The sequence below is a fragment of the Streptomyces sp. NBC_00878 genome, assembly GCF_026341515.1.
Lineage (GTDB): Bacteria > Actinomycetota > Actinomycetes > Streptomycetales > Streptomycetaceae > Streptomyces.
Genome location: NZ_JAPEOK010000001.1, coordinates 7,632,917 through 7,657,686, shown reverse-complemented (window position 1 = coordinate 7,657,686; position 24,770 = coordinate 7,632,917). Strand labels below are relative to the sequence as shown.

The 24,770-nt window shown below is 69.6% G+C and carries 22 protein-coding genes; 13 read left to right on the top strand and 9 right to left on the bottom strand.

Annotation, left to right across the window (positions count from 1 at the left end):
• Positions 1 to 37: 37 nt before the first annotated feature.
• From OHA11_RS33130 to OHA11_RS33120, 3 genes are all read right to left on the bottom strand, one after another.
• Positions 38 to 613, bottom strand: coding sequence for a TerD family protein (locus tag OHA11_RS33130; protein ID WP_055617911.1), 576 nt, complete (start codon positions 611 to 613; stop codon positions 38 to 40).
• Between the two features lie 172 nt (positions 614 to 785).
• Positions 786 to 1,253 carry a peroxiredoxin gene (locus OHA11_RS33125; protein WP_266502661.1) on the bottom strand — a complete coding sequence of 156 codons (468 nt, stop codon included), beginning with the start codon at positions 1,251 to 1,253 and terminating at the stop codon, positions 786 to 788.
• Between the two features lie 380 nt (positions 1,254 to 1,633).
• The gene (locus OHA11_RS33120) at positions 1,634 to 2,071 is read right to left on the bottom strand and encodes a DUF3052 domain-containing protein (protein ID WP_266502660.1); all 438 of its coding nucleotides are present in this window, start codon (positions 2,069 to 2,071) and stop codon (positions 1,634 to 1,636) included.
• A gap of 510 nt (positions 2,072 to 2,581) precedes the next feature.
• Between OHA11_RS33120 and aceE the strand changes: the two genes are divergently transcribed.
• Positions 2,582 to 5,329, top strand: coding sequence for a pyruvate dehydrogenase (acetyl-transferring), homodimeric type (aceE, locus tag OHA11_RS33115; protein WP_266502659.1), 2,748 nt, complete (start codon positions 2,582 to 2,584; stop codon positions 5,327 to 5,329).
• A 160-nt stretch (positions 5,330 to 5,489) separates the two neighbouring features.
• The gene (locus OHA11_RS33110) at positions 5,490 to 6,296 is read left to right on the top strand and encodes a potassium channel family protein (protein ID WP_266502657.1); all 807 of its coding nucleotides are present in this window, start codon (positions 5,490 to 5,492) and stop codon (positions 6,294 to 6,296) included.
• A 403-nt stretch (positions 6,297 to 6,699) separates the two neighbouring features.
• Here OHA11_RS33110 and OHA11_RS33105 read toward each other — a convergent pair whose 3' ends face one another.
• Entirely contained in the window at positions 6,700 to 8,319 is a 1,620-nt protein-coding gene (locus tag OHA11_RS33105) for an MFS transporter (protein WP_266502655.1), read from the bottom strand.
• A gap of 141 nt (positions 8,320 to 8,460) precedes the next feature.
• Between OHA11_RS33105 and OHA11_RS33100 the strand changes: the two genes are divergently transcribed.
• From OHA11_RS33100 to OHA11_RS33090, 3 genes are all read left to right on the top strand, one after another.
• Positions 8,461 to 9,129, top strand: coding sequence for a TetR/AcrR family transcriptional regulator (locus tag OHA11_RS33100; protein ID WP_266502653.1), 669 nt, complete (start codon positions 8,461 to 8,463; stop codon positions 9,127 to 9,129).
• A 173-nt stretch (positions 9,130 to 9,302) separates the two neighbouring features.
• Positions 9,303 to 10,529, top strand: coding sequence for an alpha/beta hydrolase (locus tag OHA11_RS33095; RefSeq protein ID WP_266502651.1), 1,227 nt, complete (start codon positions 9,303 to 9,305; stop codon positions 10,527 to 10,529).
• 57 nt (positions 10,530 to 10,586) lie between these two features.
• Positions 10,587 to 11,456 (top strand): DUF4429 domain-containing protein, encoded by an 870-nt coding sequence (locus OHA11_RS33090; RefSeq protein ID WP_266507624.1) that lies wholly within the window; start codon positions 10,587 to 10,589, stop codon positions 11,454 to 11,456.
• A 119-nt stretch (positions 11,457 to 11,575) separates the two neighbouring features.
• Here the strand turns inward: OHA11_RS33090 and OHA11_RS33085 are convergent, their stop codons facing one another.
• Both OHA11_RS33085 and OHA11_RS33080 read right to left on the bottom strand, forming a co-directional pair.
• Entirely contained in the window at positions 11,576 to 12,592 is a 1,017-nt protein-coding gene (locus OHA11_RS33085; protein ID WP_266502649.1) for an aldo/keto reductase, read from the bottom strand.
• Positions 12,589 to 13,053 (bottom strand): MerR family transcriptional regulator, encoded by a 465-nt coding sequence (locus OHA11_RS33080; RefSeq protein ID WP_266502647.1) that lies wholly within the window; start codon positions 13,051 to 13,053, stop codon positions 12,589 to 12,591. Before OHA11_RS33080 ends, OHA11_RS33085 begins: the two co-directional genes overlap by 4 nt.
• A gap of 96 nt (positions 13,054 to 13,149) precedes the next feature.
• Between OHA11_RS33080 and OHA11_RS33075 the strand changes: the two genes are divergently transcribed.
• A complete protein-coding gene (locus OHA11_RS33075; protein WP_266502645.1) occupies positions 13,150 to 13,620 on the top strand; it encodes a GNAT family N-acetyltransferase in 471 nt (156 codons plus the stop codon).
• 131 nt (positions 13,621 to 13,751) lie between these two features.
• Positions 13,752 to 14,615 (top strand): serine hydrolase, encoded by an 864-nt coding sequence (locus OHA11_RS33070; RefSeq protein ID WP_266502643.1) that lies wholly within the window; start codon positions 13,752 to 13,754, stop codon positions 14,613 to 14,615.
• Positions 14,616 to 14,623: 8 nt separating this feature from the next.
• Here OHA11_RS33070 and OHA11_RS33065 read toward each other — a convergent pair whose 3' ends face one another.
• Positions 14,624 to 15,283: a pirin family protein gene (locus OHA11_RS33065; protein WP_266502641.1), complete on the bottom strand. Its 660-nt coding sequence runs from the start codon at positions 15,281 to 15,283 to the stop codon at positions 14,624 to 14,626.
• Positions 15,284 to 15,364: 81 nt separating this feature from the next.
• On the opposite strand from OHA11_RS33065, the gene fasR reads away from it, so the two are divergent.
• From fasR to OHA11_RS33040, 5 genes are all read left to right on the top strand, one after another.
• A complete protein-coding gene (gene fasR / locus OHA11_RS33060; RefSeq protein WP_266502639.1) occupies positions 15,365 to 16,570 on the top strand; it encodes a fatty acid biosynthesis transcriptional regulator FasR in 1,206 nt (401 codons plus the stop codon).
• Between the two features lie 89 nt (positions 16,571 to 16,659).
• On the top strand, positions 16,660 to 17,586 hold the full coding sequence (locus tag OHA11_RS33055) for an ACP S-malonyltransferase (RefSeq protein ID WP_266502637.1): 927 nt from the start codon (positions 16,660 to 16,662) through the stop codon (positions 17,584 to 17,586).
• Between the two features lie 14 nt (positions 17,587 to 17,600).
• Positions 17,601 to 18,632 carry a ketoacyl-ACP synthase III gene (locus OHA11_RS33050; RefSeq protein ID WP_266502635.1) on the top strand — a complete coding sequence of 344 codons (1,032 nt, stop codon included), beginning with the start codon at positions 17,601 to 17,603 and terminating at the stop codon, positions 18,630 to 18,632.
• Between the two features lie 71 nt (positions 18,633 to 18,703).
• Entirely contained in the window at positions 18,704 to 18,952 is a 249-nt protein-coding gene (locus OHA11_RS33045; protein ID WP_055611752.1) for an acyl carrier protein, read from the top strand.
• An 84-nt stretch (positions 18,953 to 19,036) separates the two neighbouring features.
• Positions 19,037 to 20,332, top strand: coding sequence for a beta-ketoacyl synthase (locus OHA11_RS33040; RefSeq protein ID WP_266502633.1), 1,296 nt, complete (start codon positions 19,037 to 19,039; stop codon positions 20,330 to 20,332).
• A gap of 89 nt (positions 20,333 to 20,421) precedes the next feature.
• On the opposite strand, the gene OHA11_RS33035 is transcribed toward OHA11_RS33040, so the two are convergent.
• Entirely contained in the window at positions 20,422 to 20,916 is a 495-nt protein-coding gene (locus tag OHA11_RS33035; protein WP_266502632.1) for a DUF3145 domain-containing protein, read from the bottom strand.
• A 200-nt stretch (positions 20,917 to 21,116) separates the two neighbouring features.
• Between OHA11_RS33035 and OHA11_RS33030 the strand changes: the two genes are divergently transcribed.
• Positions 21,117 to 22,025 (top strand): SGNH/GDSL hydrolase family protein, encoded by a 909-nt coding sequence (locus OHA11_RS33030; RefSeq protein ID WP_266502631.1) that lies wholly within the window; start codon positions 21,117 to 21,119, stop codon positions 22,023 to 22,025.
• 103 nt (positions 22,026 to 22,128) lie between these two features.
• On the opposite strand, the gene OHA11_RS33025 is transcribed toward OHA11_RS33030, so the two are convergent.
• Positions 22,129 to 24,576, bottom strand: coding sequence for a glycoside hydrolase family 3 protein (locus OHA11_RS33025; protein WP_266502629.1), 2,448 nt, complete (start codon positions 24,574 to 24,576; stop codon positions 22,129 to 22,131).
• Positions 24,577 to 24,770: the final 194 nt, after the last annotated feature.

The window sequence follows — 24,770 nt, the reverse complement described above, 5'->3', positions numbered from 1 at the left end:
GGTAAAGCTGCTCGGGATCGGACGACCCCGAAGTGGCTCAGACGTTGACGCCGAAGTCCTGCGCGATACCGCGCAGACCCGAGGCATACCCCTGGCCGATGGCACGGAACTTCCACTCCGCGCCGTGGCGGTACAGCTCACCGAAGACCATCGCGGTCTCCGTGGAGGCGTCCTCGGAAAGGTCGTACCGGGCGATCTCCGCCTCGCCGGCCTGGTTCACGACGCGGATGAACGCGTTGCGCACCTGGCCGAACGACTGCTGGCGGTTCTCGGCGTCGTAGATCGAGACCGGGAAGACGATCTTCTCGATGTCGGCCGGGACGCCGGCGAGGTTGACCTTGATCTGCTCGTCGTCGCCCTCGCCCTCACCGGTGGTGTTGTCACCGGTGTGCTCGACCGAGCCGTCGGGGCTCTTCAGGTTGTTGAAGAACACGAAGTTGGCGTCACTGCTGACCTTGCCCTCCGCGTTCGTCAGGATGGCGCTGGCGTCCAGGTCGAAGTCGGTACCGGTGGTGGTGCGGATGTCCCACCCCAGACCGATGATGACCGCGGTCAGTCCCGGGGCCTCCTTCGACAGCGAAACATTGCCGCCCTTGCTGAGGCTGACTCCCACGAGTCCTCCCATTGGTGTCCAGGGGCGGTGCGCCCCGAAGTGCATTGGTATCGGATCAACGTGTCGATCCTAGTGAGGGGTTCCCCACTGCCGCAGGCCCTGGGTACGAAGAATCCCGGAGTGTCGGCGTCACAGGCCGGTCACGGGGCCCGGTCTACGGACGGAGCCGGGATCACAGGGTGTCGAGCGCCGTCACGTACTCGTTCAGGTCACGGGCGTCCGGCAGGGCGTTGACGACGGTCCAGCGGACGATGCCCTCCTTGTCGATGACGAAGGTGCCGCGCACCGCGCAGCCCTTGTCCTCGGCGAAGACGCCGTACGCGCGCGAGACCTCGCCGTGCGGCCAGAAGTCGGACAGCAGTGGGTACTCCAGGCCCTCCTGCTCGGCGAAGACGCGCAGGGTGTGGATGGAGTCGTTCGAGACGGCGAGCAGCTGGGTGTCGCGGTCGGAGAACTGCGGCAGGTTGTCGCGCAGGGCGCACAGCTCGCCGGTGCAGACGCCGGTGAAGGCGAAGGGGTAGAAGAGCAGCACCACGTTCTTCGCGCCGCGAGAACCACGAAAATCCGAGAGCCGCACGGTGGCGCCGTGGTTGTCCTTCAGCTCGAAGTCCGGGGCCTTGTCGCCGACCTCGATGGTCATGTCCTGCTTCCCTTCGTGGGGTCCGTGGGTTCGTGGGGCCGTTCGGGTCCCCCACCCTACGCAGCGACCTGTTCTCGCCCCCGCCGCCCCTACCCATTCCCGTCCCCTGGGGCTCCGCCCCAGACCCCGCTCCTCAAACGCCGGAAGGGCTGAGTTTTTAGGGGCGCGGGGCTGTGTCTATATGCGGCTCCTCCCCCACTCTCGGCTTCTCCCCCACTCTCGGCTTCGCTCGAGCGGGGGGACCCCCATGAGCGGGGGGACCCCCATCGTGGGCGCGACCAGCCACGACGCACCCGCACCCGACGCCGCCGACGACGAAAGCCGAAAAACGGGGGCCCAGGGGTGCCAACCCCTGAACCCCCGCTCACCTCAGCAGAGCGTCACCTCTTCGACTTGGCCGCCTTCGGCGTAGCCAGCCGGGTCCCGCTCCAGTCCTTCCCCACGCTGATGCTCTTGGTCTGGGACAGACCCGCGGTCGTCGCGGCTTCCGCGATGTCGCTGGGCTCCACATACCCGTCTCGGCCGGTCTTCGGCGTCAGCAGCAGCACGGCGCCACCCTCTTCGACGTACGTGGTGGCGTCCACCAGCGCATCCGTCAGGTCGCCGTCGTCGTCACGGAACCAGAGCACTACGGCGTCGGCGACGTCGTCGTACTCCTCGTCCATGAGCTCGCTGCCGATGACTTCTTCAATGGCCTCGCGGAGCTCCTGGTCGACGTCGTCGTCGAAGCCGATCTCCTGGACCACCTGCTCGGGCTGGAATCCCAGCCTGGCGGCCAGGCTCGTCCGCTCCTCCGCGTGGTCCGCGGTCGCGCTCACGGGTTGCCTCCTGATCATGTTCGGTAATGGGGTCTCCCCCCAGCTCGGGCTAAGCCTGGAGCTTGGGGAAGTTCAAGCCACGCGCGTGCGCGAAGCATTGGCCGTAGTCCACACGGGCGGGGCGGATCGCGCAAGTACCCGGCCGTCGGGACCGCCGAAACGGTGACGATCCCGGCCGTCTCGCCGCAACTCCAGGCAGGCGATCCCGGCCATAAGTGATGCACACCACACCGATCTGCCCCATTTGTGGATTTCCGAACCCTACGAGAGTACGGGACTCGAATGGCTTTGCGGTACGCGTCATAGGTCGGGCGTATCGTTGCGATTTGCCGGGCCCGCCCTTGGGGGGACGGGACGAACGTCTCGGTTACCTCTCGGTAGAGATGACGTTTCCGTTCCCGAGGTACACGATGGGGAACGGTATGGGGAACGGTACAGAGACCCAGGTAACCAGAGAGAATCCCAAGAAAAAACCGAGAAAAAGCGGCCCCCTGAGAGCGAAGGAACAGCGTGGCTTCCGGACCCGATCGCAACCCGATCATCATTGGCGGCCTTCCGAGTCAGGTCCCTGACTTCGATCCAGAAGAGACCCAGGAGTGGCTCGACTCCCTCGACGCCGCCGTCGACCAGCGTGGCCGGGAGCGGGCCCGCTATCTCATGCTGCGGCTGATCGAGCGGGCCCGCGAGCGGCGCGTGGCCGTGCCCGAGATGCGCAGCACGGACTACGTCAACACCATCGCCACCAAGGACGAGCCGTTCTTCCCGGGCAACGAGGAGATCGAGCGCAAGATCCTCAACGCGACCCGCTGGAACGCGGCCGTGATGGTGTCCAGGGCCCAGCGCCCCGGTATCGGCGTCGGCGGCCACATCGCCACCTTCGCGTCCTCCGCCTCCCTCTACGACGTGGGCTTCAACCACTTCTTCCGGGGCAAGGACGAGGGCGACGGCGGCGACCAGATCTTCTTCCAGGGACATGCCTCCCCCGGCATCTACGCCCGCGCGTTCATGCTGGACCGGCTGAGCGAGCGGCAGCTCGACGCCTTCCGCCAGGAGAAGTCCAAGGCGCCGGACGGCCTGTCGTCATATCCGCACCCGCGGTCGATGCCGGACTTCTGGGAGTTCCCGACGGTCTCGATGGGCCTCGGCCCGCTCGGCGCGATCTTCCAGGCGCGCATGAACCGTTACATGGAGGCGCGCGGCATCGCGAACACCTCCAAGTCCCACGTTTGGGCGTTTCTCGGCGACGGCGAGATGGACGAGCCCGAGTCGCTCGGCCAGCTGTCCATCGCCGCGCGCGAGGGCCTGGACAACCTCACCTTCGTCGTCAACTGCAACCTCCAGCGCCTCGACGGGCCGGTACGCGGCAACGGCAAGATCATCCAGGAGCTGGAGTCGCAGTTCCGCGGCGCCGGCTGGAACGTCGTCAAGCTGGTCTGGGACCGCAGCTGGGACCCGCTGCTCGCACAGGACCGCGACGGGGTGCTGGTCAACCAGCTGAACACCACGCCCGACGGACAGTTCCAGACGTACGCCACGGAGACCGGCGCGTACATCCGTGAGCACTTCTTCGGTCACGATTCCCGGCTGCGCGCGATGGTCGAGAACATGACCGACGACCAGATCCTGCACCTGGGCCGCGGCGGTCACGACCACCGGAAGGTCTACGCGGCCTTCGCGGCGGCCAAGGCGCACAAGGGCCAGCCGACCGTGGTCCTCGCCCAGACGGTCAAGGGCTGGACGCTCGGCCCGAACTTCGAGGGCCGCAACGCCACGCACCAGATGAAGAAGCTGACCGTCGCCGACCTCAAGGGTTTCCGCGACCGGCTGCACCTGCCGATCTCCGACAAGGAGCTGGAGTCCGGCGCGCCGCCGTACTACCACCCGGGCCGGAACTCGGAGGAGATCCAGTACATGCACGACCGCCGCAAGGGGCTCGGCGGGTACGTCCCGACGCGCGTCGTGCGGTCGAAGCCGCTCGCACTGCCCGAGGACAAGACGTACGCGAGTGTGAAGAAGGGCTCGGGTCAGCAGTCGATCGCCACGACCATGGCGTTCGTACGGCTGCTCAAGGACCTCATGCGGGACAAGGAGATCGGCAAGCGGTTCGTGCTGATCGCGCCCGACGAGTACCGCACGTTCGGCATGGACTCGTTCTTCCCGAGCGCGAAGATCTACAACCCGCTCGGCCAGCAGTACGAGGCCGTGGACCGCGACCTGCTCCTCGCGTACAAGGAGTCGCCGACCGGGCAGATGCTGCACGACGGCATCTCCGAGGCGGGCTGCACGGCCTCGCTGATCGCGGCCGGATCGGCGTACGCGACACACGGCGAACCGCTCATCCCGGTGTACGTCTTCTACTCGATGTTCGGTTTCCAGCGCACCGGCGACCAGTTCTGGCAGATGGCCGACCAGTTGGCGCGCGGTTTCGTCCTGGGCGCGACCGCCGGCCGTACGACTCTGACCGGTGAGGGTCTGCAGCACGCGGACGGGCACTCGCAGTTGCTCGCCTCGACGAACCCGGGCTGTGTCGCGTACGACCCTGCCTACGGGTTCGAGATCGCGCACATCGTGCAGGACGGGCTGCGGCGGATGTACGGCTCGTCCGACGAGCACCCGCACGGCGAGGACGTCTTCTACTACCTCACCGTCTACAACGAGCCGATCCAGCATCCCGCCGAGCCGGAGGGCGTGGATGTCGACGGCATCCTGAAGGGCATCCACCGCTACGCGGCAGGAACTTCGGGCTCGATTCCTGCGCAGATCATGGCGTCCGGTGTCGCGGTGCCGTGGGCCGTCGAGGCGCAGCGGATCCTCGCCGAGGACTGGAACGTACGGGCCGATGTCTGGTCCGCGACCTCCTGGAACGAGTTGCGGCGCGAGGCCGTCGAGGTGGAGCGGCACAATCTGCTGCACCCCGAGGAGGAGCAGCGGGTTCCTTATGTGACGCGGAAGTTGTCGGGGGCGCAGGGACCGTTCGTGGCCGTCTCCGACTGGATGCGGTCGGTTCCGGACCAGATTTCGCGGTGGGTGCCGGGGACTTACCAGTCGCTGGGTGCCGACGGGTTCGGCTTCGCCGATACTCGGGGGGCCGCTCGGCGTTTCTTCCACATTGACGCGGAGTCGATTGTGGTGGGGGTGCTGACGGAACTCGCGCGGGAGGGGAAGGTCGACCGGTCCGCGTTGAAGCAGGCGATTGATCGGTATCAGTTGTTGGATGTGGCTGCTGCCGATCCGGGTGCCGCCGGGGGAGATGCCTAGGCCGTAGTTGTCTGCGGGTGCGTGGGGGCTGATCGCGCCCACGCGGCGGAGTCGCAAATCGACACAGCCCCGCGCCCCTGAAAAACAAGCTGGGCGTGCTGTCAAGGGGTGGTGTGGCCGAGGGGTCACTCCGCCCCTGCTTGTTATCTACGATGCGCGCATGACGCAGCAATCGGCGCAGGACCGTTGGGAGCAGCGTACGCAGCGGCCCTTGTTGGGGCTCGCGGTGGCGTTCGCCGTTGCCTATGCCGTGCCGATCGTGTGGCCCGCCGCCGGTCGGGAGGTGACCGACTGGTGCACCGCGGTGGAGTGGGCGGTGTGGGGGCTGTTCGCCCTGGACTACCTCGTACGGCTCGCTCTCACCGAGCGGCGGCGGGAGTTCGTCCGTACGCACTGGCTCGACCTGTGCGCGGTGCTGTTGCCGCTCATCCAGCCGATGCGGCTGCTGCGGCTCGTCTCCACGTTGCTGCTCGTCGGGCAGCGGGCCCGGATCGCCCCGCAGATACGGCTGACCACGTACGTCGTGGGCGCGGTGGTGGCGTTGCTGATGTTCGGCTCGCTCGCCGTGCTGTCCGTCGAGCGGGAGTCGGCCGACGGCAACATCAAGACGCTGGGTGACGCGCTGTGGTGGTCGTTCACCACGATGACGACCGTGGGGTACGGCGATCACGCTCCGACCACCGGGCTCGGGCGAGTGATAGCGGTCGGGCTGATGCTGTCCGGGATCGCTCTTCTCGGTGTCGTGACCGCCAATATCGCGGCGTGGTTCATTTCGCGGTTCGAGTCGGACGATGTGGAGGAGCGGCGGCAGACCGCGGCGATCGAGGCGCTGGCGGAGGAGGTTCGTGCGCTGCGGGCGCAGGTTGCCGCGTTGTCCGAGTCGGCGTCGATGTCGGCCTCGGCGTCCGGCTCCGCCGCCGGGAAGATTCCGCATCAGGCTGCCGCCACGGAGGACCAGTTGAGCTGAGGGGTCTGCGGGTTGTTCGTCGGGTGCGGGCCCGGTGGGGGCTGGTCGCGCCCACGATGGGGGTCCCCCCGCTCATGGGGGTCCCCCCGCTCGAGCGAAGCCGAGAGTGGGGGAGAAGCCGAGAGTGGGGGAGGAGCCGCAAATCGACACAGCCCCGCGCCCCTAAAGACGGGCGGTACGGGCAACCCCCTGCTTTCCATCCGCACCCGACCCGGGGCGCGCTGCCCCCCTCCGGCAGCGCGCCCCGGCCTCACCGAACTGCCCGTTTCGGACGGTCAGTTGAGAGAACTCTGACCTGCGGCACGGTCCACTGAAAGTCATACGGAATGACGTCACTCGGATAGGCGAACGCCCCTCCGAGCGAACGCAGACGAGATTCCGGACTGGCGGACCCGATGCCGGACTAGATGTGGCCGACCCCCGCGCCCGCCTCCGCGTTCTCGCCCCGCTTGGTGAAGAAGGCGACGAAGATCGCCACGACGGCGACGCCCGCCGCGACGAGGCTCGCCAGGCTCATGCCGGAGATGAACGTGTCGTGCGCGACGCCCATGATCTTCTCGGCGATCTCGGGCGGCGTGCCCGGTGCCACCGGCGCGGCGCCGACCTGGACCGCCTCCGCGGCCTGGTCGAGCTGGGCCGGGGTGAGCTTCGGAAGCCCCGCGTCCGCCCAGTTGCCCGCGAGGTCGCCGTCGACCTTGGAGGCCATCACGGCGCCCAGGACCGCCGTACCGAGGCTGCCGCCGATCTGCATCGCGGCCTGCTGGAGACCGCCGGCCACGCCGGAGAGCTCCATCGGCGCGTTGCCCACGATGACCTCCGTGGCGCCGACGATGACGGGCGCGAGGCCGAGGCCGAGGAGCGCGAACCAGATCGACATGGTGCCGCTGCTCGTGTCCGTCTCCAGCGTCGAGACGCCGAACATGGCGATGGCGGTGAGCGCCATGCCGCCCGCGAGCGGGATGCGCGGGCCCGTCTTGGTGATCAGCGCGCCGGACAGGGGCGAGCCCACGATCAGCATGCCGGTGAGCGGCAGCAGGTGCAGGCCCGCGTCGATCGGGCTCATCCCGTGCACGTTCTGCAGGTAGAAGGTCACGAAGAACAGGCCGCCCATGAAGGCGATGGCCATGAGCACCATCAGGACCACACCGGCCGACAGCGCGGCGGAGCGGAAGAGCCCGAGCGGGATGAGGGGCTCGCTCACCCTGTTCTCCCAGTACGCGAACACTCCGAAGCCGAGTACGGAGACGGCCAGGAACGTCCACGTCATGGCGGCGCCCCAGCCCCACTCCGGGGCCTTGATGACCGCCCAGACCAGGCAGAACATGGCGCCGGACAGCAGGGCGATACCGGGCAGGTCGAAGGAGCGCGGCGCCTTCTCCGCGCGGTGATCGTTGAGGATCAGCACGCCGAGGACGACCGCGATGATGCCGACCGGCACGTTGATGAAGAAGACCGACTGCCAGTTGACGTGCTCGACGAGCACACCGCCGAGGATCGGGCCGCCGGCGGTGGAGACGCCGATGACCATGCCCCAGATGCCGATCGCCATGTTCAGCTTCTCGGCCGGGAAGGTGGCCCGCAGCAGACCGAGCGCGGCCGGCATGAGCAGTGCGCCGAACAGGCCCTGGAGCACCCGGAAGACGACCACGAAGGCGATGCTGTCGGACAGCCCGATGGCCCCCGAGGCCGCCGCGAAGCCGACCACGCCGACGAGGAAGGTCTGCCGGTGGCCGAACCGGTCGCCGAGCTTGCCCGCCGTGATGAGCGCGACGGCGAGCGCGAGGAAGTAGCCGTTGGTGATCCACTGAACGTCCGCGAAGCTGGCGTTCAGATCCTTCTGGATGGCCGGGTTGGCAATGGCCACGATGGTGCCGTCCAGGGCCACCATCATCACGCCCACGGCCACGGTGAACAGGGTGTACCAGGGGTGGCCGCGCAGCCCCTTGCCGGGGATCGGTCCGGAGGCGCCGGGTGGGGCCTTGTCGGCCGGGCCGGTCGTGTCGACGGTGGTCTGACTAGTCATTCTCCGAGGCTAATGACAGCCACTGACAGTTGACAAACCAATTCACAAGTCGGTAACTGTCACGTCACTCACCGATAAGCCGCGCCGGGCAGCCGGACACCCGCGGCCCGCCGGAAGGCGAAGAGGACGGGAAGAGGTCCCATGGAGACGGCGCCGCGGCCGGGGCTGCGCGAGCTCAAGAAGCAACGCACCCGGGACGCGCTGGTACGGGCCGCCCTGGAGCTGTTCACGACCCAGGGATACGAGCGGACGACCGTCGACGAGATCGTCGAGGCCGTCGACGTCTCGCAGCGCACCTTCTTCCGGTACTTCGCGGGCAAGGAGGACGCCGCCTTCGCCGTCCAGATGATGGCCGAGTCGCACTTCGTCGAGGCGGTCCGCGCCCGCCCGCCCCAGGAGGCCCCGCTGGAGGCGCTGCGCCGGGCCCTCCTGACGAGCTGGGACACCATCGGCGAGGCCATCGAGGCCGTCATCCCGCTCGAACTGCACATGCGCACCTTCCAGTTGATCGAGTCGACACCCGCACTGCTCGCCCCCCACCTGCGCCGCCAGGAGGAGTTGGAGCAGGAACTCGCGCGGGTGATCGCTGAGCGTGAGGGCGTCGACCTGGACACCGATCCGCGCCCGCACGTCGCCCTGGCAGTTTTCGGCGGAGTGATGCGGCTGACGGGCCGGCTGTGGAACGCGGGCGGGGACCACAGCGTGACCGCCCTGCGCGAGCTGACCGCCTCATATCTCGACCAGGTGGGGCCCGCGTTGACGGAGAACTGGCATCCGGGCGGCGGGAACGACCGTACGGACACTGAGTGACGACACCCGCACACAGAGTCGAACTCCCTTGCCGACAGGGCTCGTCACTCATCTACACAGCGTGACGACCCGGCGGGACCAGTGTCCGGTTTTACCCAATTACCCCTCCTGAAACGTGATCCGCCTCACTCGGTTAACGCGAGACACTCTCGTTCTCCTAGTGTGTCCTTTCAGTGACTTCCTTCGACTCCACTCCCCAACTCAACGTCTGGCGCATGCTGCTCGCGCTGGCCGTGGTGTTCGTGATGCTCGCGACCACCGGCTGGACCGCCGTGCGCAACCACCGGGGAGCGACCACGCCGTACGCGGCGTCGCTGTCCGCCTGGGAGCGCGGGCACATAGGCGGCCATCGGCTGCCGGACCCGGACGACATGACGCCCGCCCGGATGGCCCGCTTCTTCGCCTCGCTCGACGCGCGGCAGCGGGCCCGGCTCGCCGCCCGCTACCCGCTGGCGGTCGGCAACATGAACGGGGCGCCGGTCCGACTCCGCTACCGCGCCAACCGCATCGCCCTCGGCCAGGCACGCGAGGTCGAACTCACACGCATGCACGACGACCGGCTCTCACCGACCGGGCAGCGCGAGGCCGGCCGCCGGATGCAGCGGTACGAGGACCTGATGAGCGGGGAGCGCCACATCCTCGCCTTCGACCCGATGGGCTCGGGCCGCGTCGCGGAGGTCTTCGGAGACCTGGACAGCGCCGAGCGGGTCTCGGTCGTGGTCCCCGGCGTCGACACCAACCTGCTGACCTTCGAGCGCAGCGACCGTAAGCAGTACTCGGCCCCCGTCGGCATGGCGAAGTCCCTCCTCGACGCCGAGCGGGCCGCGAGCCCTCAGACCCGTACCGCCGTGATCGCCTGGGCCGACTACACGGCGCCCAGCGGACTCGGCATGGATGCGGCCACCGGGATTCGCGCCCACGAGGGCGCGGTCCGGCTCGACGCCCTCGTACGAGCGCTGCCCGGACGCTCCGGCGTCGCGCTGTACTGCCACAGCTACGGATCCGTGGTCTGCGGTGTCGCCGCGCACACGCTGCCCGCCCGGGTCTCCGACATCGCGGTGGCGGGCAGCCCCGGGATGCGCGTCGAGAAGGCCGCACAGCTGCACACCTCCGCCCGGGTGTGGGCCGTACGCGATTCCGACGACTGGATCGAGGACGTACCGCATCTGGAGTTCGGCGGTCTCGGTCACGGGGCCGATCCGATGTCCACGGAGTTCGGCGCGCGGGTGATGTCGGCGCGGGGCGCCAAGGGACACACGGGGTACTTCGTGCCCGGCACCGACAGCCTGCGGAACTTCGCGGAGATCGGGATTGGCGCGTACCGCGCGGTGCGCTGCGCCCGCGAGAACGACGTCTGCCGGAAGGGTTTGTCCGGCACGGCTGAAGCCGGACGCGCGTAGAGAACGAAGAAAGTGCGGTCTGCTCAGGGAGGGACTAGGAAGCGCATGCCGCATACGATGGCCCGCATGGGTGACGTACTGGCCGGATTTCATGCCGCCTGGGAGTTCGAGTCCGACTCCGTGCTCATCCGCTTCGAACGGGGGATCCGCACGCCGAAGCTGTTCCAGGCGCTCGGCGAGCGCCGCATCCCGCTCGACGCGATCGCGGCGGTGACGCTGACGCCCGGCAAGCGCGGGACGGTCGTCCTGCGCGCCGAGCCGAGACCGGGGGCGGATCCGCTCATGGAGGCGGCCTCGGGACAGCTGAAGGATGTGTGCGACCCCTACCGCCTTGTGCTGCCCGCCGAGCGCGAGACACTCGCCGAGTACTACGCGGACGAGCTGCGGGCGATGCTCGCGAGCAAGGACACGGGGCCCGCCGAGCGGTATCTGGTGGAACCGCCCGAAACGCCGCTGCAGTTCAAGGCGTACGACGGGAAGGCGTCCTTCGACGGGAAGTCCGTGCACTTCCGGTGGTTCTGGACGGGGGCGTCCTCCGCGAAGTGGAAGGCCGGCGATCAGAGTTTCGCCGTGTCCGACCTGTGCGGTGTCGAGTGGCGGTCGCCCGAGGTCTTCGAGGGGCATCTGCGGCTGCTTCGCCGGGATACGGGGGTTTCACAGCCGGCTCAGGCGGATCAGGATCCTGCCGCCGTCATTTTTGGGCTTGGGTACGGGCCGGTTCATGAGTCGTTGCCGTTCGCGGCGGCGGTGCTTGCCGCTGTGCGCGGCGCGGGCCCTGGGCCGTCCAAGTCGGAGGGGGCTGCCCCTCGGCGGGATCCGGCCGACATTGCCGACCGGATCCGGCATCTTGGTGAGCTGCATGAGGCGGGGCTCGTCACGGATGAGGAGTTCTCCGTGAAGAAGGCCGAGTTGTTGGCTGAGTTGTGAGGTGCGAGGTAGGGGGTGTGGGGGCCTTGGGGAGTTTGTTGGCTGCGAGTTCGTTGTGGCTGGTCGCGCAGTTCCCCGCGCCCCTGAAGGGCGCGCCCCCTCCCCCCTGACAAGTCTCGCTACTCCCTGCCCGCCGACGTGAACGTCATGTCTCCGTAGCGGTCGCCTGATACCTGGGAGGCGATGGGGTCCAGCACGCCCATGTCCTCCTCGCTCAGGACGATGCGTGTTGCCGCCGTGTTCTCCTCTATGCGGGTGCGCCTGCGGGTGCCCGGGATCGGGATGACCGGGAGGTCGTGCACGGTCGCCTGCTGGTGGACCCAGGCCAGGGCGATCTGGCCCACGGAGGCGTCGTGGCCCTTCGCCACCGCCCTGATCTGCTCCAGGAGGCCCGCGTTCGCCGCCGCGTTGTCGCCCCTGTAGCGGGGCTGGTGGCGGCGGAAGTCGTCGGCCGTGAGGTCCGTGTCCGCGTTCGCGAAGGAGCCGGTGAGGAAGCCCCGGCCGAGCGGGGAGTACGGCACCAGGGTCACGCCCAGTTCGCGGGCCGCCGGCACCACGCCCGCCTCGATGTCCCTGCTGAACAGCGACCACTCCGACTGGACGGCCGCGATCGGGTGCACCGCCTGCGCGGCACGGAGTTCGCCGCCCGTGACCTCGCTGAGGCCGAGCTGCTTGACCTTGCCCTCGGCGACCAGCTCGGCCATGACGCCGACGGTCTCCTCGATGGGCACGTTCACGTCACGGCGGTGCATGTAGTAGAGGTCGATCACGTCGACACCCAGCCGCTTGAGGCTCGCCTCCACGGCCTGCCGGATGTACGGCGCGTCGTTGCGGATGATCCGCTTCGTCGGCTCGTCCGGCGGGATCGCCAGGGCGAACTTCGTCGCGATGACGACCTCGTCGCGGTGCGCCCGGAAGAACGGCGACAGGAACTCCTCGTTGTCCCCCTGCCCGTACGCGTCCGCCGTGTCGTAGAGCGTCACGCCGAGTTCCAGTGCGCGCTCCAGCGTGGCCCGTGCCTCGTCGGCGTCCGTCGGGCCGTACGCGAAGCTCATGCCCATGCAGCCGAGGCCCTGCACCCCGACCTCCGGGCCGCCCGTGCCGAGCGGTGCCTTCGCGATCCTGCTGTCCGTCATCGGGACCTCTCCGACGCCAGGGCCCGCCCGGCGTCCGCATAGAAATTGATCTTCCGGTCGAGCACCGCGAGGGTGTCCTGGAGCTCGGCGATCCGCGCCCGGACATCCCGGCGGGTCGCCTCCAACAGCTCGAAGCGGTCGGCGTACGTGTGGTCGCCCTCGCGCACCATCTCCGCGTACCGGACCATGTCCGCCACCGGCATCCCGGTCAGCCGCAGCTTGCCGACGAGGTCGAGCCAGTCGAGGTCGCGGTTGCTGTAACGGCGCTGGCCCGTGTGCGAGCGGTCGATGTGCGGCATCAGCCCGATCCGCTCGTACCAGCGGAGGGTGTGCGCCGTCAGGCCGGTGAAGGCGACGACCTCGCTGATCGTGTACTGGTCCCGGCCGTTCGGACGCCGACTCGCGTGCGGCGGTCCTGCGCAGGCGTGGGCGTCGGCCTCCGTGGTCTCCATCACCGTCATGGCCTCCACGCTAAAACCTTGGAGTGCACTCCAAGCAAGCGGATTCGGATGAAATTCCGACGACATCGGCCGGGGTCCGTGGCTACCGTGCCGATCATGAGTCTTGTACGTCGTGCCGTGCCCGAGGACGCCGAGGAACTGATCCGACTGCGGCAGGTGATGATCGACTCCATGGCCGGGGCGGACACGTCCACCGAGTGGCATGCCGAGTCCCTGGCCACCATACGGGGGCGGCTGGCCGATCCCGACGGGGGTTTGGCGGCGTTCGTCGTCGATCATCCCGAGCGGGTGGGGGCGCTGGGGGCGCTTGTCGTGGGGACCTTGGAGTACCGGATCGGGCGGGCCGGGAATCCGCACGGGCGGGTCGGATACGTGTTCAGTGTCGCGACCGATCCCGAGGTGCGGCGGCGGGGGTACGCGCGGGCCTGTATGGAGGCGCTGGTGGAGTGGTTCCGGGAGCAGGGGGTCGGGCAGATCGATCTGACCGCGTCGGCGGAGGCTGCGCCGCTTTATGCGGCGATGGGGTTTGTTCGTACGCCTGATCCTTTGATGCGGCTTCGGTTTTGAGTGCGGGCCGGTGGGGGCTGGTCGCGCCCACGCGGCGGAGCCGCAAAATGAACACAGCCCCGCGCCCCTAAAAGACAAAAGACGGGTGCTGCCCTGAACCCTCGTTTGGCCCTGGTCGTAGGCTCTTGCTCATGCCTTTGGAGAGTCTTGCGCTGATTGAAGAGTGGCCCGTTCCCACCGCTGCCGCCGCCGTCGTGCGGGCGGACGGTGTTGTGCTCGGGAGTCACGGCCCCGTCACCCGACCGTTCGCGCTTGCCTCTGTCACCAAGCCGCTGACCGCCTACGCCGTCCTCGTCGCGTACGAGGAAGGGGCCGTCGACCTCGACGAGCCCGCCGGGGCCGACGGGGCGACCGTGCGGCAGTTGCTCGCGCACACGAGTGGGCTTGCCTTTGACGAGCACCGGATGACGGCGGCTCCGGGGCAGCGGCGGCTCTACTCCAACGCCGGGTTCGAGCAGTTGGGGGATCACCTCGCCAAGGCGACGGAGATTCCCTTCGCCGAGTATCTGAAGCAGGCCGTGCTCGAACCGCTCGGGATGACGTCGACGACCCTGGAGGGCTCGCCCGCGAAGGACGGGGTCTCGACCGTCGACGATCTGGTGCGGTTCGCCGCCGAGGTGCAGGCGCCGCGGCTGCTCGACCCACGGACCGTCGCCGAGGCGATGACCGTGCAGTACCCGGGGACGAAGGGTGTCCTGCCGGGATACGGGCATCAGAACCCCAACGACTGGGGCCTCGGCTTCGAGATCCGGGACTCCAAGTCGCCCCACTGGACGGGGAGTTCATCCTCGCCGCGGACCTTCGGACACTTCGGGCAGTCGGGTACGTTCCTGTGGATCGACCCAGACGCAGGGTGGGCGGGCGGGAAGGGCACAGCGTGGGCGGGCGGGAAGGGCACAGGGGTCGCCTGTGTGGCGCTGACGGACCGGGCGTTCGGGCCGTGGGCCGTCGAGGTGTGGCCCGCGTTCACGGACGCCGTGCTGGCCGAGTTGTAGCGCGAGCCCTACGCCATCTCCCAGAGCAGCAGCTCTGCCTCGGCCCCGTTGCGGGCCACCGCCTCCAGGTCCTTCGCGTTCGTGATCCGGACCGCGTCGCCCGGGCTCAGCAGCGAGTCGTCCAGCAGGACTTCGCCGCGTACGACATGGGCGTACACGAAGGGCGCGTCCGGGACCGCAGTCCGCTCGCCCGGCGTGAGGCGGCGTACGTGGAGCATCGCGGCCGCCTCCGGGACGGCGTACGGGGTGGAGTCGGCGATGCCGTGGACGACCTCGTACGCGGGATCGCCGCCCGGCTCCAGCGGGGCGAGCCACATCTGGACGAAGGTCAGGGGTGTGTCCCCGTCGTTGCGTTCGGTGTGGCGGACCCCGCCCGCCGCGCTGAGGCGCTGGACGTCCCCGGGGCGTACCACTGACGCGTGGCCGGTCGAGTCGCGGTGGGTCAGCTCGCCCTCGACGACCCAGGTGACGATCTCGGTGTGGCTGTGCGGGTGCTCGTCGAAGCCGGCACCGGGCGCGAGCCGTTCCTCGTTGCAGGCGATGACCGCGCCGAAGCGGAGGTTGTCCGGGTCGTAGTGCGGGCCGAAGGAGAAGGCGTGCAGGGACTCGATCCCGGCCGCCGGGTCGCCTCCGCGGTAGCGCTCGCCGGCGCGCCGTACGTCCATCACGGACCCCACCGTAGACCCGTCGGGCGGGCCACCCGAGACCCGCCGCCGCATACTCGCGTCCTGATAAGGCAGTCTTGTCCCGTGCCCGAACCCGAATCCAGCAACACCGAACGCGCCGCCCGCGCCGCCCACGCGCACACCGCGACCCTGAAGCGGCTGGAGAAGTCGTCCGGCAGTCTCGCCGCCCAGGCCATCGCGCGCATGGACGAGACGCTGCCGTGGTACCGGGCGATGCCCCCGGAGAACCGGTCGTGGATCGGTCTCGTGGCCCAGGCCGGTATCGCCGCATTCACCGAGTGGTTCCGGCATCCGGATGCCCCGCAGGCCATCTCCACCGATGTCTTCGGCACCGCGCCGCGCGAGCTGACCAGGGCGATCACCCTGCGCCAGACCGTGGAGATGGTGCGGACGACGATCGAGGTGATGGAGTCCGCGATCGACGAGGTCGCGGCCCCGGGCGACGAGAACGTACTGCGCGAGGCGCTCCTCGTGTACGCGCGGGAGATCGCCTTCGCCACCGCCCAGGTGTACGCGCAGGCCGCCGAGGCACGCGGTGCCTGGGACGCCCGGCTGGAGTCGCTGGTCGTGAACGCCGTCCTCTCCGGAGAGGCCGACGAGGGGGCGGTGTCCCGTGCCGCGGCGCTCGGCTGGAACTCACCCGAGCATGTGTGCGTGGTGCTGGGCACGGCACCCGACGGTGACAGTGAGCTGACGGTCGAGGCCATCCGGCGGGCCGCCCGGCACGCCAAGCTCCAGGTGCTGACCGGGGTGCTCGGAGACCGGCTGGTCGTCATCGCGGGCGGCAGCGACAACCCGCTCGGGGTCGCCAAGTCCCTGATCGGGCCGTATGCCGCGGGAGCCGTGGTGGCCGGTCCCGTCGTGCCCGACCTGCTCGCCGCGACCCGCTCCGCGCAGGCCGCGGCCGCCGGTCTCAAGGCGTGTTTCGCCTGGCAGGACGCCCCGCGGCCGGTTCTGGCGGACGATCTGCTGCCGGAGCGCGCGATCGCCTCGGACCCCGCTGCCCGTGATCAGCTGGTGGAGGAGATCTACAGACCACTGGAGGAGGCCGGGTCGGCTCTTCTGGAGACGCTGAGCGTCTATCTTGAACAGGCGAGCAGTCTCGAAGGGGCGGCCCGGATGCTGTTCGTGCATCCCAACACCGTGCGCTACCGGCTACGACGTGTGACTGACGTCACCGGTTGGTCGCCTTCCGATGTACGTTCGGCGTTCACGTTGCGGATCGCGCTGATCCTGGGGCGTCTGGCCGATGGGGATCCCCAACTCTAGGCTTTTGTCGAGGCCCTACAATTCCCCCTCCGGTTCTTCGTCCTTGTCCCCACGGGCGGCCGTGCCCATCCACAAGAGAGAGTGTGAGAGTGCTCGTACTCGTCGCTCCCGGCCAGGGCGCCCAGACGCCCGGCTTCCTCACTCCTTGGCTCGACCTTCCCGGCGCCGCCGACCGCGTCGCCGCCTGGTCGGACGCCATAGGGCTCGACCTTGCCCACTACGGCACACAGGCGGACGCGGACGCGATCCGGAACACCGCGGTCGCGCAGCCGCTGCTGGTGGCGGCCGGGCTCCTGTCCGCCTCGGCACTGGGTGCCGTCTTCCCCGGTGCCGTCGCGGGGCACAGCGTCGGCGAGATCACGGCCGCCGTCCTCGCGGGCGTCCTGGACGACACGGCCGCGCTGGCGCTCGTACGCAAGCGGGGCCTGGCGATGGCCGAGGCCGCCGCGGTCACCGAGACCGGGATGTCGGCGCTGCTCGGTGGCGACCCCGAAGTGACGATCCCGCACCTGGAGAAGCTGGGCCTGACCCCGGCGAACGTGAACGGCGCGGGCCAGGTCGTGGCCGCCGGCACGCTGGAGGAGCTGGCCGCGCTGGCGGACAACAAGCCCGAGGGCGTACGCCGCGTGGTGGCCCTGAAGGTCGCGGGCGCGTTCCACACGCACCACATGACCCCGGCGGTCGACGTCCTCGCCCGCGCCGCGGCCGAGCTGTCGCCCGCCGACCCGACGGTCACGTACGTGTCGAACAAGGACGGGCAGGCCGTCGCCGCCGGCTCGGAGGTCCTGGCCCGGCTGGTCGGCCAGGTCGCCAACCCGGTCCGCTGGGACCTGTGCATGGAGACCTTCGCGGAACTCGGCGTGACGGCGCTGCTGGAGGTGTGCCCCGGCGGCACCCTGACCGGTCTCGCCAAGCGCGCGCTGCCCGGCGTGCAGACGCTGGCGCTCAAGACACCCGACGACCTCGAAGCGGCTCGCGAGCTCATCGCCGAGCATGCCTCCGGCCTGAGCGCGTAAGGAGCCGACAGAGCATGTCGAAGATCAGGGCCCACAAGGGCGCCCCGTACGCGCGCATCCTCGGCGTCGGCGGCTACCGCCCGGTCCGTGTCGTGCCGAACGAGGTGATCCTCGAACGCATCGACTCGTCCGACGAGTGGATCCGCTCGCGCTCCGGCATCGAGTCGCGGCACTGGGCGAACGATGAGGAGACCGTCGCCGCGATGTCGATCGAGGCGTCCGGCAAGGCGATCGCCAACGCCGGGGTCAGCGCCGAGCAGATCGGCGCAGTGGTCGTCGCGACCGTCTCGCACTTCAGCCAGACCCCGGCCATCGCCACCGAGATCGCCGACAAGCTCGGCACGGCGAAGGCCGCGGCCTTCGACATCTCGGCGGGCTGCGCCGGTTTCGGCTACGGACTGACGCTGGCCAAGGGCATGGTGGTGGATGGTTCCGCCGACTACGTGCTCGTCATCGGCGTCGAGCGGCTGTCCGACCTCACCGACCCGGAGGACCGCGCGACGGCCTTCCTGTTCGGCGACGGCGCGGGCGCGGTCGTCGTGGGCCCCTCCGAGGAGCCGCACATCGGCCCCACCGTCTGGGGCTCCGAGGGCGACAAGGCCGCCACGATCAAGCAGACCGTCCCCTGGGACCAGTTCCGGATCGGTGACGTGTCCCAACTACCCCTGGACTCCAAGGGCGAGGTCAAGTTCCCCGCGATCACGCAGGAAGGCCAGGCGGTGTTCCGCTGGGCCGTGTTCGAGATGGCGAAGGTCGCCAAGGAGGCGCTGGACGCCGCCGGACTCACTGCGGACGACTTGGATGCCTTCATTCCTCACCAGGCCAACGAGCGGATCATCGACTCGATGGTGAAGACTCTCAAGCTGCCGGAACACGTCACGGTCGCGCGTGACGTGCGCACCACCGGTAACACCTCGGCCGCCTCGATTCCGCTCGCTATGGAGCGGCTCCTGGCGACCGGCGAGGCGAAGAGCGGCGACACCGCGCTCGTCATCGGCTTCGGGGCGGGTCTCGTGTACGCAGCGACGGTCGTTACCCTCCCCTAGGCACACCGTCCGGAACCCTCCGGGCGGGAGTACCGCCACACCCTCTGGATACACAAGAAGGAGCGCCTGCCATGGCCGCCACTCAGGAAGAGATCGTCGCCGGTCTCGCCGACATCGTGAACGAGATCGCCGGCATCCCGGTCGAGGACGTCCAGCTGGAGAAGTCCTTCACCGACGATCTGGACGTCGACTCGCTGTCCATGGTCGAGGTCGTCGTCGCCGCTGAAGAGCGCTTCGACGTCAAGATCCCGGACGACGACGTCAAGAACCTCAAGACGGTCGGCGACGCGACCGAGTACATCCTGAAGCACCAGGGCTGAGCCACCCCCCGGCCCGAACGCTGCTAGCCCCGCCACCCGGCGGTGGCGCCGCTGAATCCTCGTATCGTTGGAGAAAGAATTCCCGTGAGCCCGACCAATCGCACCGTGGTCGTCACCGGTATCGGCGCAACCACACCGCTGGGTGGCGACGCAGCCTCTACCTGGGAGGGCCTGGTCGCCGGACGTTCCGGAGTCCGCCCCCTGGAGCAGGAATGGGCCGCCGACCAGGCGGTCCGCATCGCGGCACAGATCGCCGTGGAACCGGGCGAGGTCATTCCGCGCCCGCAGGCCCGCCGCCTCGACCGCTCGGCGCAGTTCGCGCTGATCGCGGCCAAGGAGGCCTGGGCGGACGCCGGTTACACCGAGAGGGCGGGCGCCGAGACATCGGACGCCGCCGCGCCGGGCCCCGCGGTCGACCCCGACCGGCTCGGCACGGTCATCGCCTCCGGCATCGGTGGCGTCACCACCCTGCTCGACCAGTACGACGTGCTCAAGGAGAGGGGCGTACGCCGCGTCTCCCCGCACACCGTCCCCATGCTGATGCCGAACGGCCCGTCGGCCAACGTGGGTCTGCTCGTCGGCGCGCGCGCCGGTGTGCACACCCCGGTCTCCGCCTGCGCGTCGGGCGCCGAGGCCATCGGCTACGCGATCGAGATGATCCGCACCGGCCGCGCCGACGTCGTCGTCGCCGGTGGTACGGAGGCGGCGATCCACCCGCTGCCCATCGCCGCCTTCGGCAACATGATGGCGATGTCCAAGAACAACGACGACCCGCAGGGCGCTTCGCGCCCCTACGACCTCGGCCGTGACGGCTTCGTCCTCGGCGAGGGGGCCGGTGTCCTGGTCCTGGAGTCGGCCGAGCACGCCGCCAAGCGCGGTGCCCGGGTGTACGCGGAGGCGGTCGGCCAGGGCATCTCCTCCGACGGCCACGACATCGTGCAGCCGGAGCCGGAGGGCCGCGGTATCGCGGCCGCCCTGCAGCACCTGCTCGAAAACACCGACCTGAACCCGGCCGAGATCGTGCACGTCAACGCGCACGCGACCTCGACACCGGCCGGTGACGTGGCCGAGCTGAAGGCGCTGCGCAAGGTCTTCGGCGACGATGCCGACCACTTCGCGGTCTCCGGTACGAAGTCCATGACCGGGCATCTGCTGGGTGGTGCGGGCGGTGTCGAGTCCGTCGCCACCGTGCTCGCGCTGTACCACCGGGTCGCGCCGCCGACCATCAACGTCGTCAACCTCGACCCCGAGGCCGAGGCCACCGCCGACATCGTTCGGGGTGAGGCGCGGAAGCTGCCCGTCGAGGGGCGGATCGCCGCGCTGAACGACTCGTTCGGCTTTGGCGGGCACAACGTGGTTCTGGCGTTCCGTACGGTCTGATTTCAGCCGTTTTTGTCTTGACGGTGAGTGGCCCGGGCTCCTCTGTGAGGAACCCGGGCCACTTGTCGTTCGGGGTCGGCCGCAGGCTGTCAGACCACCTGGTGGAGCCAGCGGACGGGAGCTCCCTCGCCCGCGTAGCGGAAGGGCTCCAGTTCGTCGTCCCAGGGCTTGCCGAGGAGCCTGGTGAGTTCGGACTCCAGTTGCGTTTCGCCCTGCTGGGAGCGGACCAGGGCGGCGCGCAGGCGGTCCTCGGGGATCAGGATGTCGCCGTGGATGCCGGTCACGGCATGGAAGATGCCCAGCTCAGGGGTGCAGCTGTAGCGCTCGCCCTCGGCGGTGGCACACGGTTCGGCGGTGACCTCGAAGCGCAGCATCTGCCAGCCGCGCAGCGCCGAGGCGAGCTTGGAGGCCGTGCCGACCTCGCCCTTCCAGGAGAACTCGGATCTCCAGGTACCCGGTGCGGCCGGCTGCCGGATCCAGTCGAGGCTGACTCGCGTGCCGAGCACGCCCGCGACTGCCCATTCGACGTGCGGGCACAGCGCACGCGGCGCGGAGTGCACGTAGAGAACTCCACGTGTCGTCACTGGGACCTCCGGACAGAACGGGCATCTTGATTACTTTGGCGGAACGTCAATGGCTGGGCAGCCACGTGGCGAGGCTACCGTGCGACGGCGCAAGGAGTGTGACGTACCGTCGGTCCCAACGCCTGGAAACACGGAGGTTTCACCCGGGGGGACGCCTGTGGGTGGGTCTGTAGTTGCACGAGGAGCGAGGGGAACTGGGGATGCGGAAGCATGGCCACCGTTCACGAGGTGTCGCCGTGGGCGCCGCGTCGGCCCTGCTCGGCGTCGCCGCGCTGGCCGGATGCGACGCGAGCGGCGGCGACTCCCCCGGCCCCTCAGGCACCGCCGCACGGGCCGCGAAGCCGTCCCCCACGCCCTCCTGGGACAGCAGCCCGCGTTCGCTGGCCGCGGTCGGCGACTCCATCACGCGCGGTTTCGACGCCTGCTCGGTGCTGTCCGACTGCCCCGAGGTCTCCTGGGCGACCGGCACCGACACGAAGGTGAACAGCCTCGCGGTACGCCTCCTCGGGCCGGCCGGCGCCGCCCGGCGCAGCTGGAACTACGCGAAGACCGGCTCCCGTATGGCCGACCTGCCCGGCCAGATGGCCCAGGCCGCGACGAGGAAGCCCGAACTGGTCACGGTCATGGCCGGCGCGAACGACGCCTGCCGCTCGTCCGTGTCCGCGATGACCTCGGTGCCGGACTTCCGCACCCAGTTCACGGACGCGCTGACCACGCTGCGGGAGGCGCTGCCGAAGACGCAGGTGTACGTGTCCAGCGTGCCCGATCTGAAGCGGCTGTGGTCGGAGGGGCGGGCGAACCAGCTGAGCAAGCAGATCTGGAAGCTCGGCATCTGCCCGTCGATGCTCGGTGACGCCGACGCGCTGGACTCGGCGGCGACGCTGCGGCGGGACACGGTCCAGGACCGGGTGGAGTCGTACAACTCGGTGCTGCGGGAAGTGTGCGCGAAGGATCAGCGGTGCCGCTTCGATGGTGGGGCGGTGTTCGAGTACCGGTTCGGCATGAAGCAGTTGAGCCCCTGGGACTGGTTCCATCCGAGTACGAACGGGCAGGCGCGGTTGGCCGAGATGGCGTACGCCGCTGTGACCGCGCGTACGCCTCCGGACTGAGGGGGATGGGCGCCGTTTTGAAACCGCGGGTTCGTTGTGGCTGATCGCGCAGTTCCTCGCGCCCCTAAAAGCAGCCCCCTAAAGGCAGCCCCTGAAGGCCAGGTCAGTATGCAGCGGTCGCCCTGAGCCTGCGGTCGGTGATCGAGTGGGAGGCCTCGATCTCGTATGAGCCCTTCATCAGGGTCCAGGTGTTGGTCTTCTCGTCCCAGATCTCGAAGGCCCGGGTGGGGAGTTCGATGGTGACGGTGGCTGTTTCGCCCGGGGGCGCCTCTGCCGTCGCGAAGCCCGCAAGCCAGCGGGGCGGGCGGGTGGCGTCGGGCTCGGTGGGGGCCACGTAGATCTGGACGGTCTCGCGGCCCGTGCGCGTGCCGGAGTTGGTGACGCGGACTGTGACCGTCGTGCCCCTCACCTCGATCTCGTCGTACGTCCAGTCCGTGTAGCCGAGGCCGTGGCCGAAGGGGTACGAGGGAGTGCGGGACGCCTTCTGCCAGGCGCGGTAGCCGATGAACACGCCCTCGGTGTAGGGGAGTTCGCCGTCGGTGGGGGTGACCTGGGTGACCGGGGCGGTGTCGAGGGAGCCCCAGGTGGTGGGGAGGCGGCCGCCGGGCTCGTGGGTGCCGGTGAGGACGTCGGCGAGGGCGGCGCCGCCCTCCTGGCCCGGGAACCAGCCGAGGAGCACGGCTGCGACCTCGTCGCGCCACGGGAGTTCCACCGGGGAGCCGGAGTTGACGACCACGACGGTACGGGGGTTGGCGGCGGCGACCGCGTGGACCAACTCGTCCTGGCGGCCGGGGAGTCGGAGGTCCTTGCGGTCGAAGCCCTCGGACTCGACGCGTTCCGTCGTGGCGACCACGACGACCGCCGTGTCGGCGGCGCGGGCGGCCTCGACGGCCTCGGCGATCAGTTCGTCGGGGTCGCGCCGGGGCTCCTGGTGGGCGAGCGTGAAGGCGACGATCTTCATCCGGCCGTTGTCGGGAAGATCGACGGCGTGGCGCAGTGAGACGTCGTACGTCTCACCGGCGGTCAGGTCCACCGTGGCGTGCTCCACCGGTGCGCCGAAGAACGTCACGAACGGGCCGTCCTTCTCGACCCGTTGGACCTCGTCGAAGTACGTCGTGCCGTCGATCGTGAGGGTGAAGGCGCCAAGTCCCTTGATACCGAAGGTGTGTTGGCCACTCTCGCGCGGGGTGAAGGTGCCGGTCAGTTCGACGCTGCGGAGGTTGTCGTGGGTGACGCCCGGGGGCAGGTCGTTGCCCACCCACTGGATCTGGCCGTTCGGCGCGGAGCGCGTGCCCACGACGTTCCCGTCGGTGTCGCGGCAGACCGCGCTCAGCGCGAACCCCCGGTCGGCGGCGGCCAGTTCGCCGCTCGGGTCGGCGCCGACCGCGTACGTCAGCGTGCCCTCGGGCAGGGCGGCGGTGAGGCCGTCGAGCGGGGAGACGACGTGGGCCGGGAAGACAGTGGCGGAGCCGCCGCCGAGGACGCGGGCATCGCGGCCGGCGGCGCCGATGAGCGCGACCGAGTGCCCCGCGGGGACCGGGAGGGCGCCTTCGTTGCGTACGAGGACGAAGGCGCGGCGGGCGATCTCGCGGGCCAGCGACTCTCCGTCGACCTCCGCCGGGAGGTCCGTGACCACCGGTTCGGAGCCGTCCAGGATGCCGACGCGGGCGGCCAGGCGCAGGACGTTGCGCACGGCCTCGTCGACCTTGGTCTCCGCCACCTCACCGGCGCGGACGGCGGCGGCGAGTTTTTCGCCGTAGACGGTGTTCGGCCCTGGCATCGCGACGTCCAGGCCGCCTTCGACAGCGTCGACGGTGGAGCGGGCGGCCTGCCAGTCGGAGACGTTGAACCCGTCGAAGCCCCACTCGCCGCGCAGGATCTCGTTCACCAGGTGGCGGTGCTCGGTCATCGTGGTGCCGTTGACCGAGTTGTAGGCGGTCATGATGCCCCAGGGACGGGCGTTCTCAACGATCGCCTCGAAGGGGGCCAAGTAGAGCTCGCGCAGGGCGCGTTCGGGGATCACGTTGTTGACGGTGAAGCGGTCGGTCTCGGCGTCGTTGGCGACGAAGTGCTTGACGGTGGTACCGACGCCGCCCTCCTGGACGCCGGTCACGTACCCGGTGCCGATCCGCCCGGTGAGATACGGGTCCTCGCTGTACGCCTCGAAGTGACGGCCGCCGAGCGGTGAGCGGTGCAGGTTGACCGTGGGGGCGAGCAGGACGTGGACGCCCTTGCGGCGGGCCTCCTGGGCGAGGAGGGCGCCGGCGCGGCGGGCCAGGGCGGGGTCCCAGGTGGCGGCGAGCGCGGTCGGGGACGGCAGGGCGACGGACGGGTCGTCGGCGGTCCAGTGCACGCCCCGTACACCGATCGGGCCGTCGGACATGACCAGCGACTTCAGGCCGATCTCCGGCAGGGCGGGCAGGGACCACATGTCCTGTCCGGCGAGCAGCCGCGCCTTGGCGTCCAGGCCGAGTTCCGCGAGAGCCGCCTCGACCACGGCCTCGCGTGCCTGGTCGGCCGGGGTGGACCGGGTTCCCTGGGTTCCCGTCATGGGCTGCCTCCTGGTCGAAGTCCGCGAATGCCTCCATCCTGCCTTCGGCCCCACGCCAGCGGAGGCGGACGGCAGCGGCAATGCCCCCGCGCCCCGCACCTGACCTCGTACGCTCCACCCGAACCCGCCACACCACGCGGTGGCGCGCGCCCCGTCCGTCACGCATACTGCGGCCAGCCCGCCACGGCCCCACT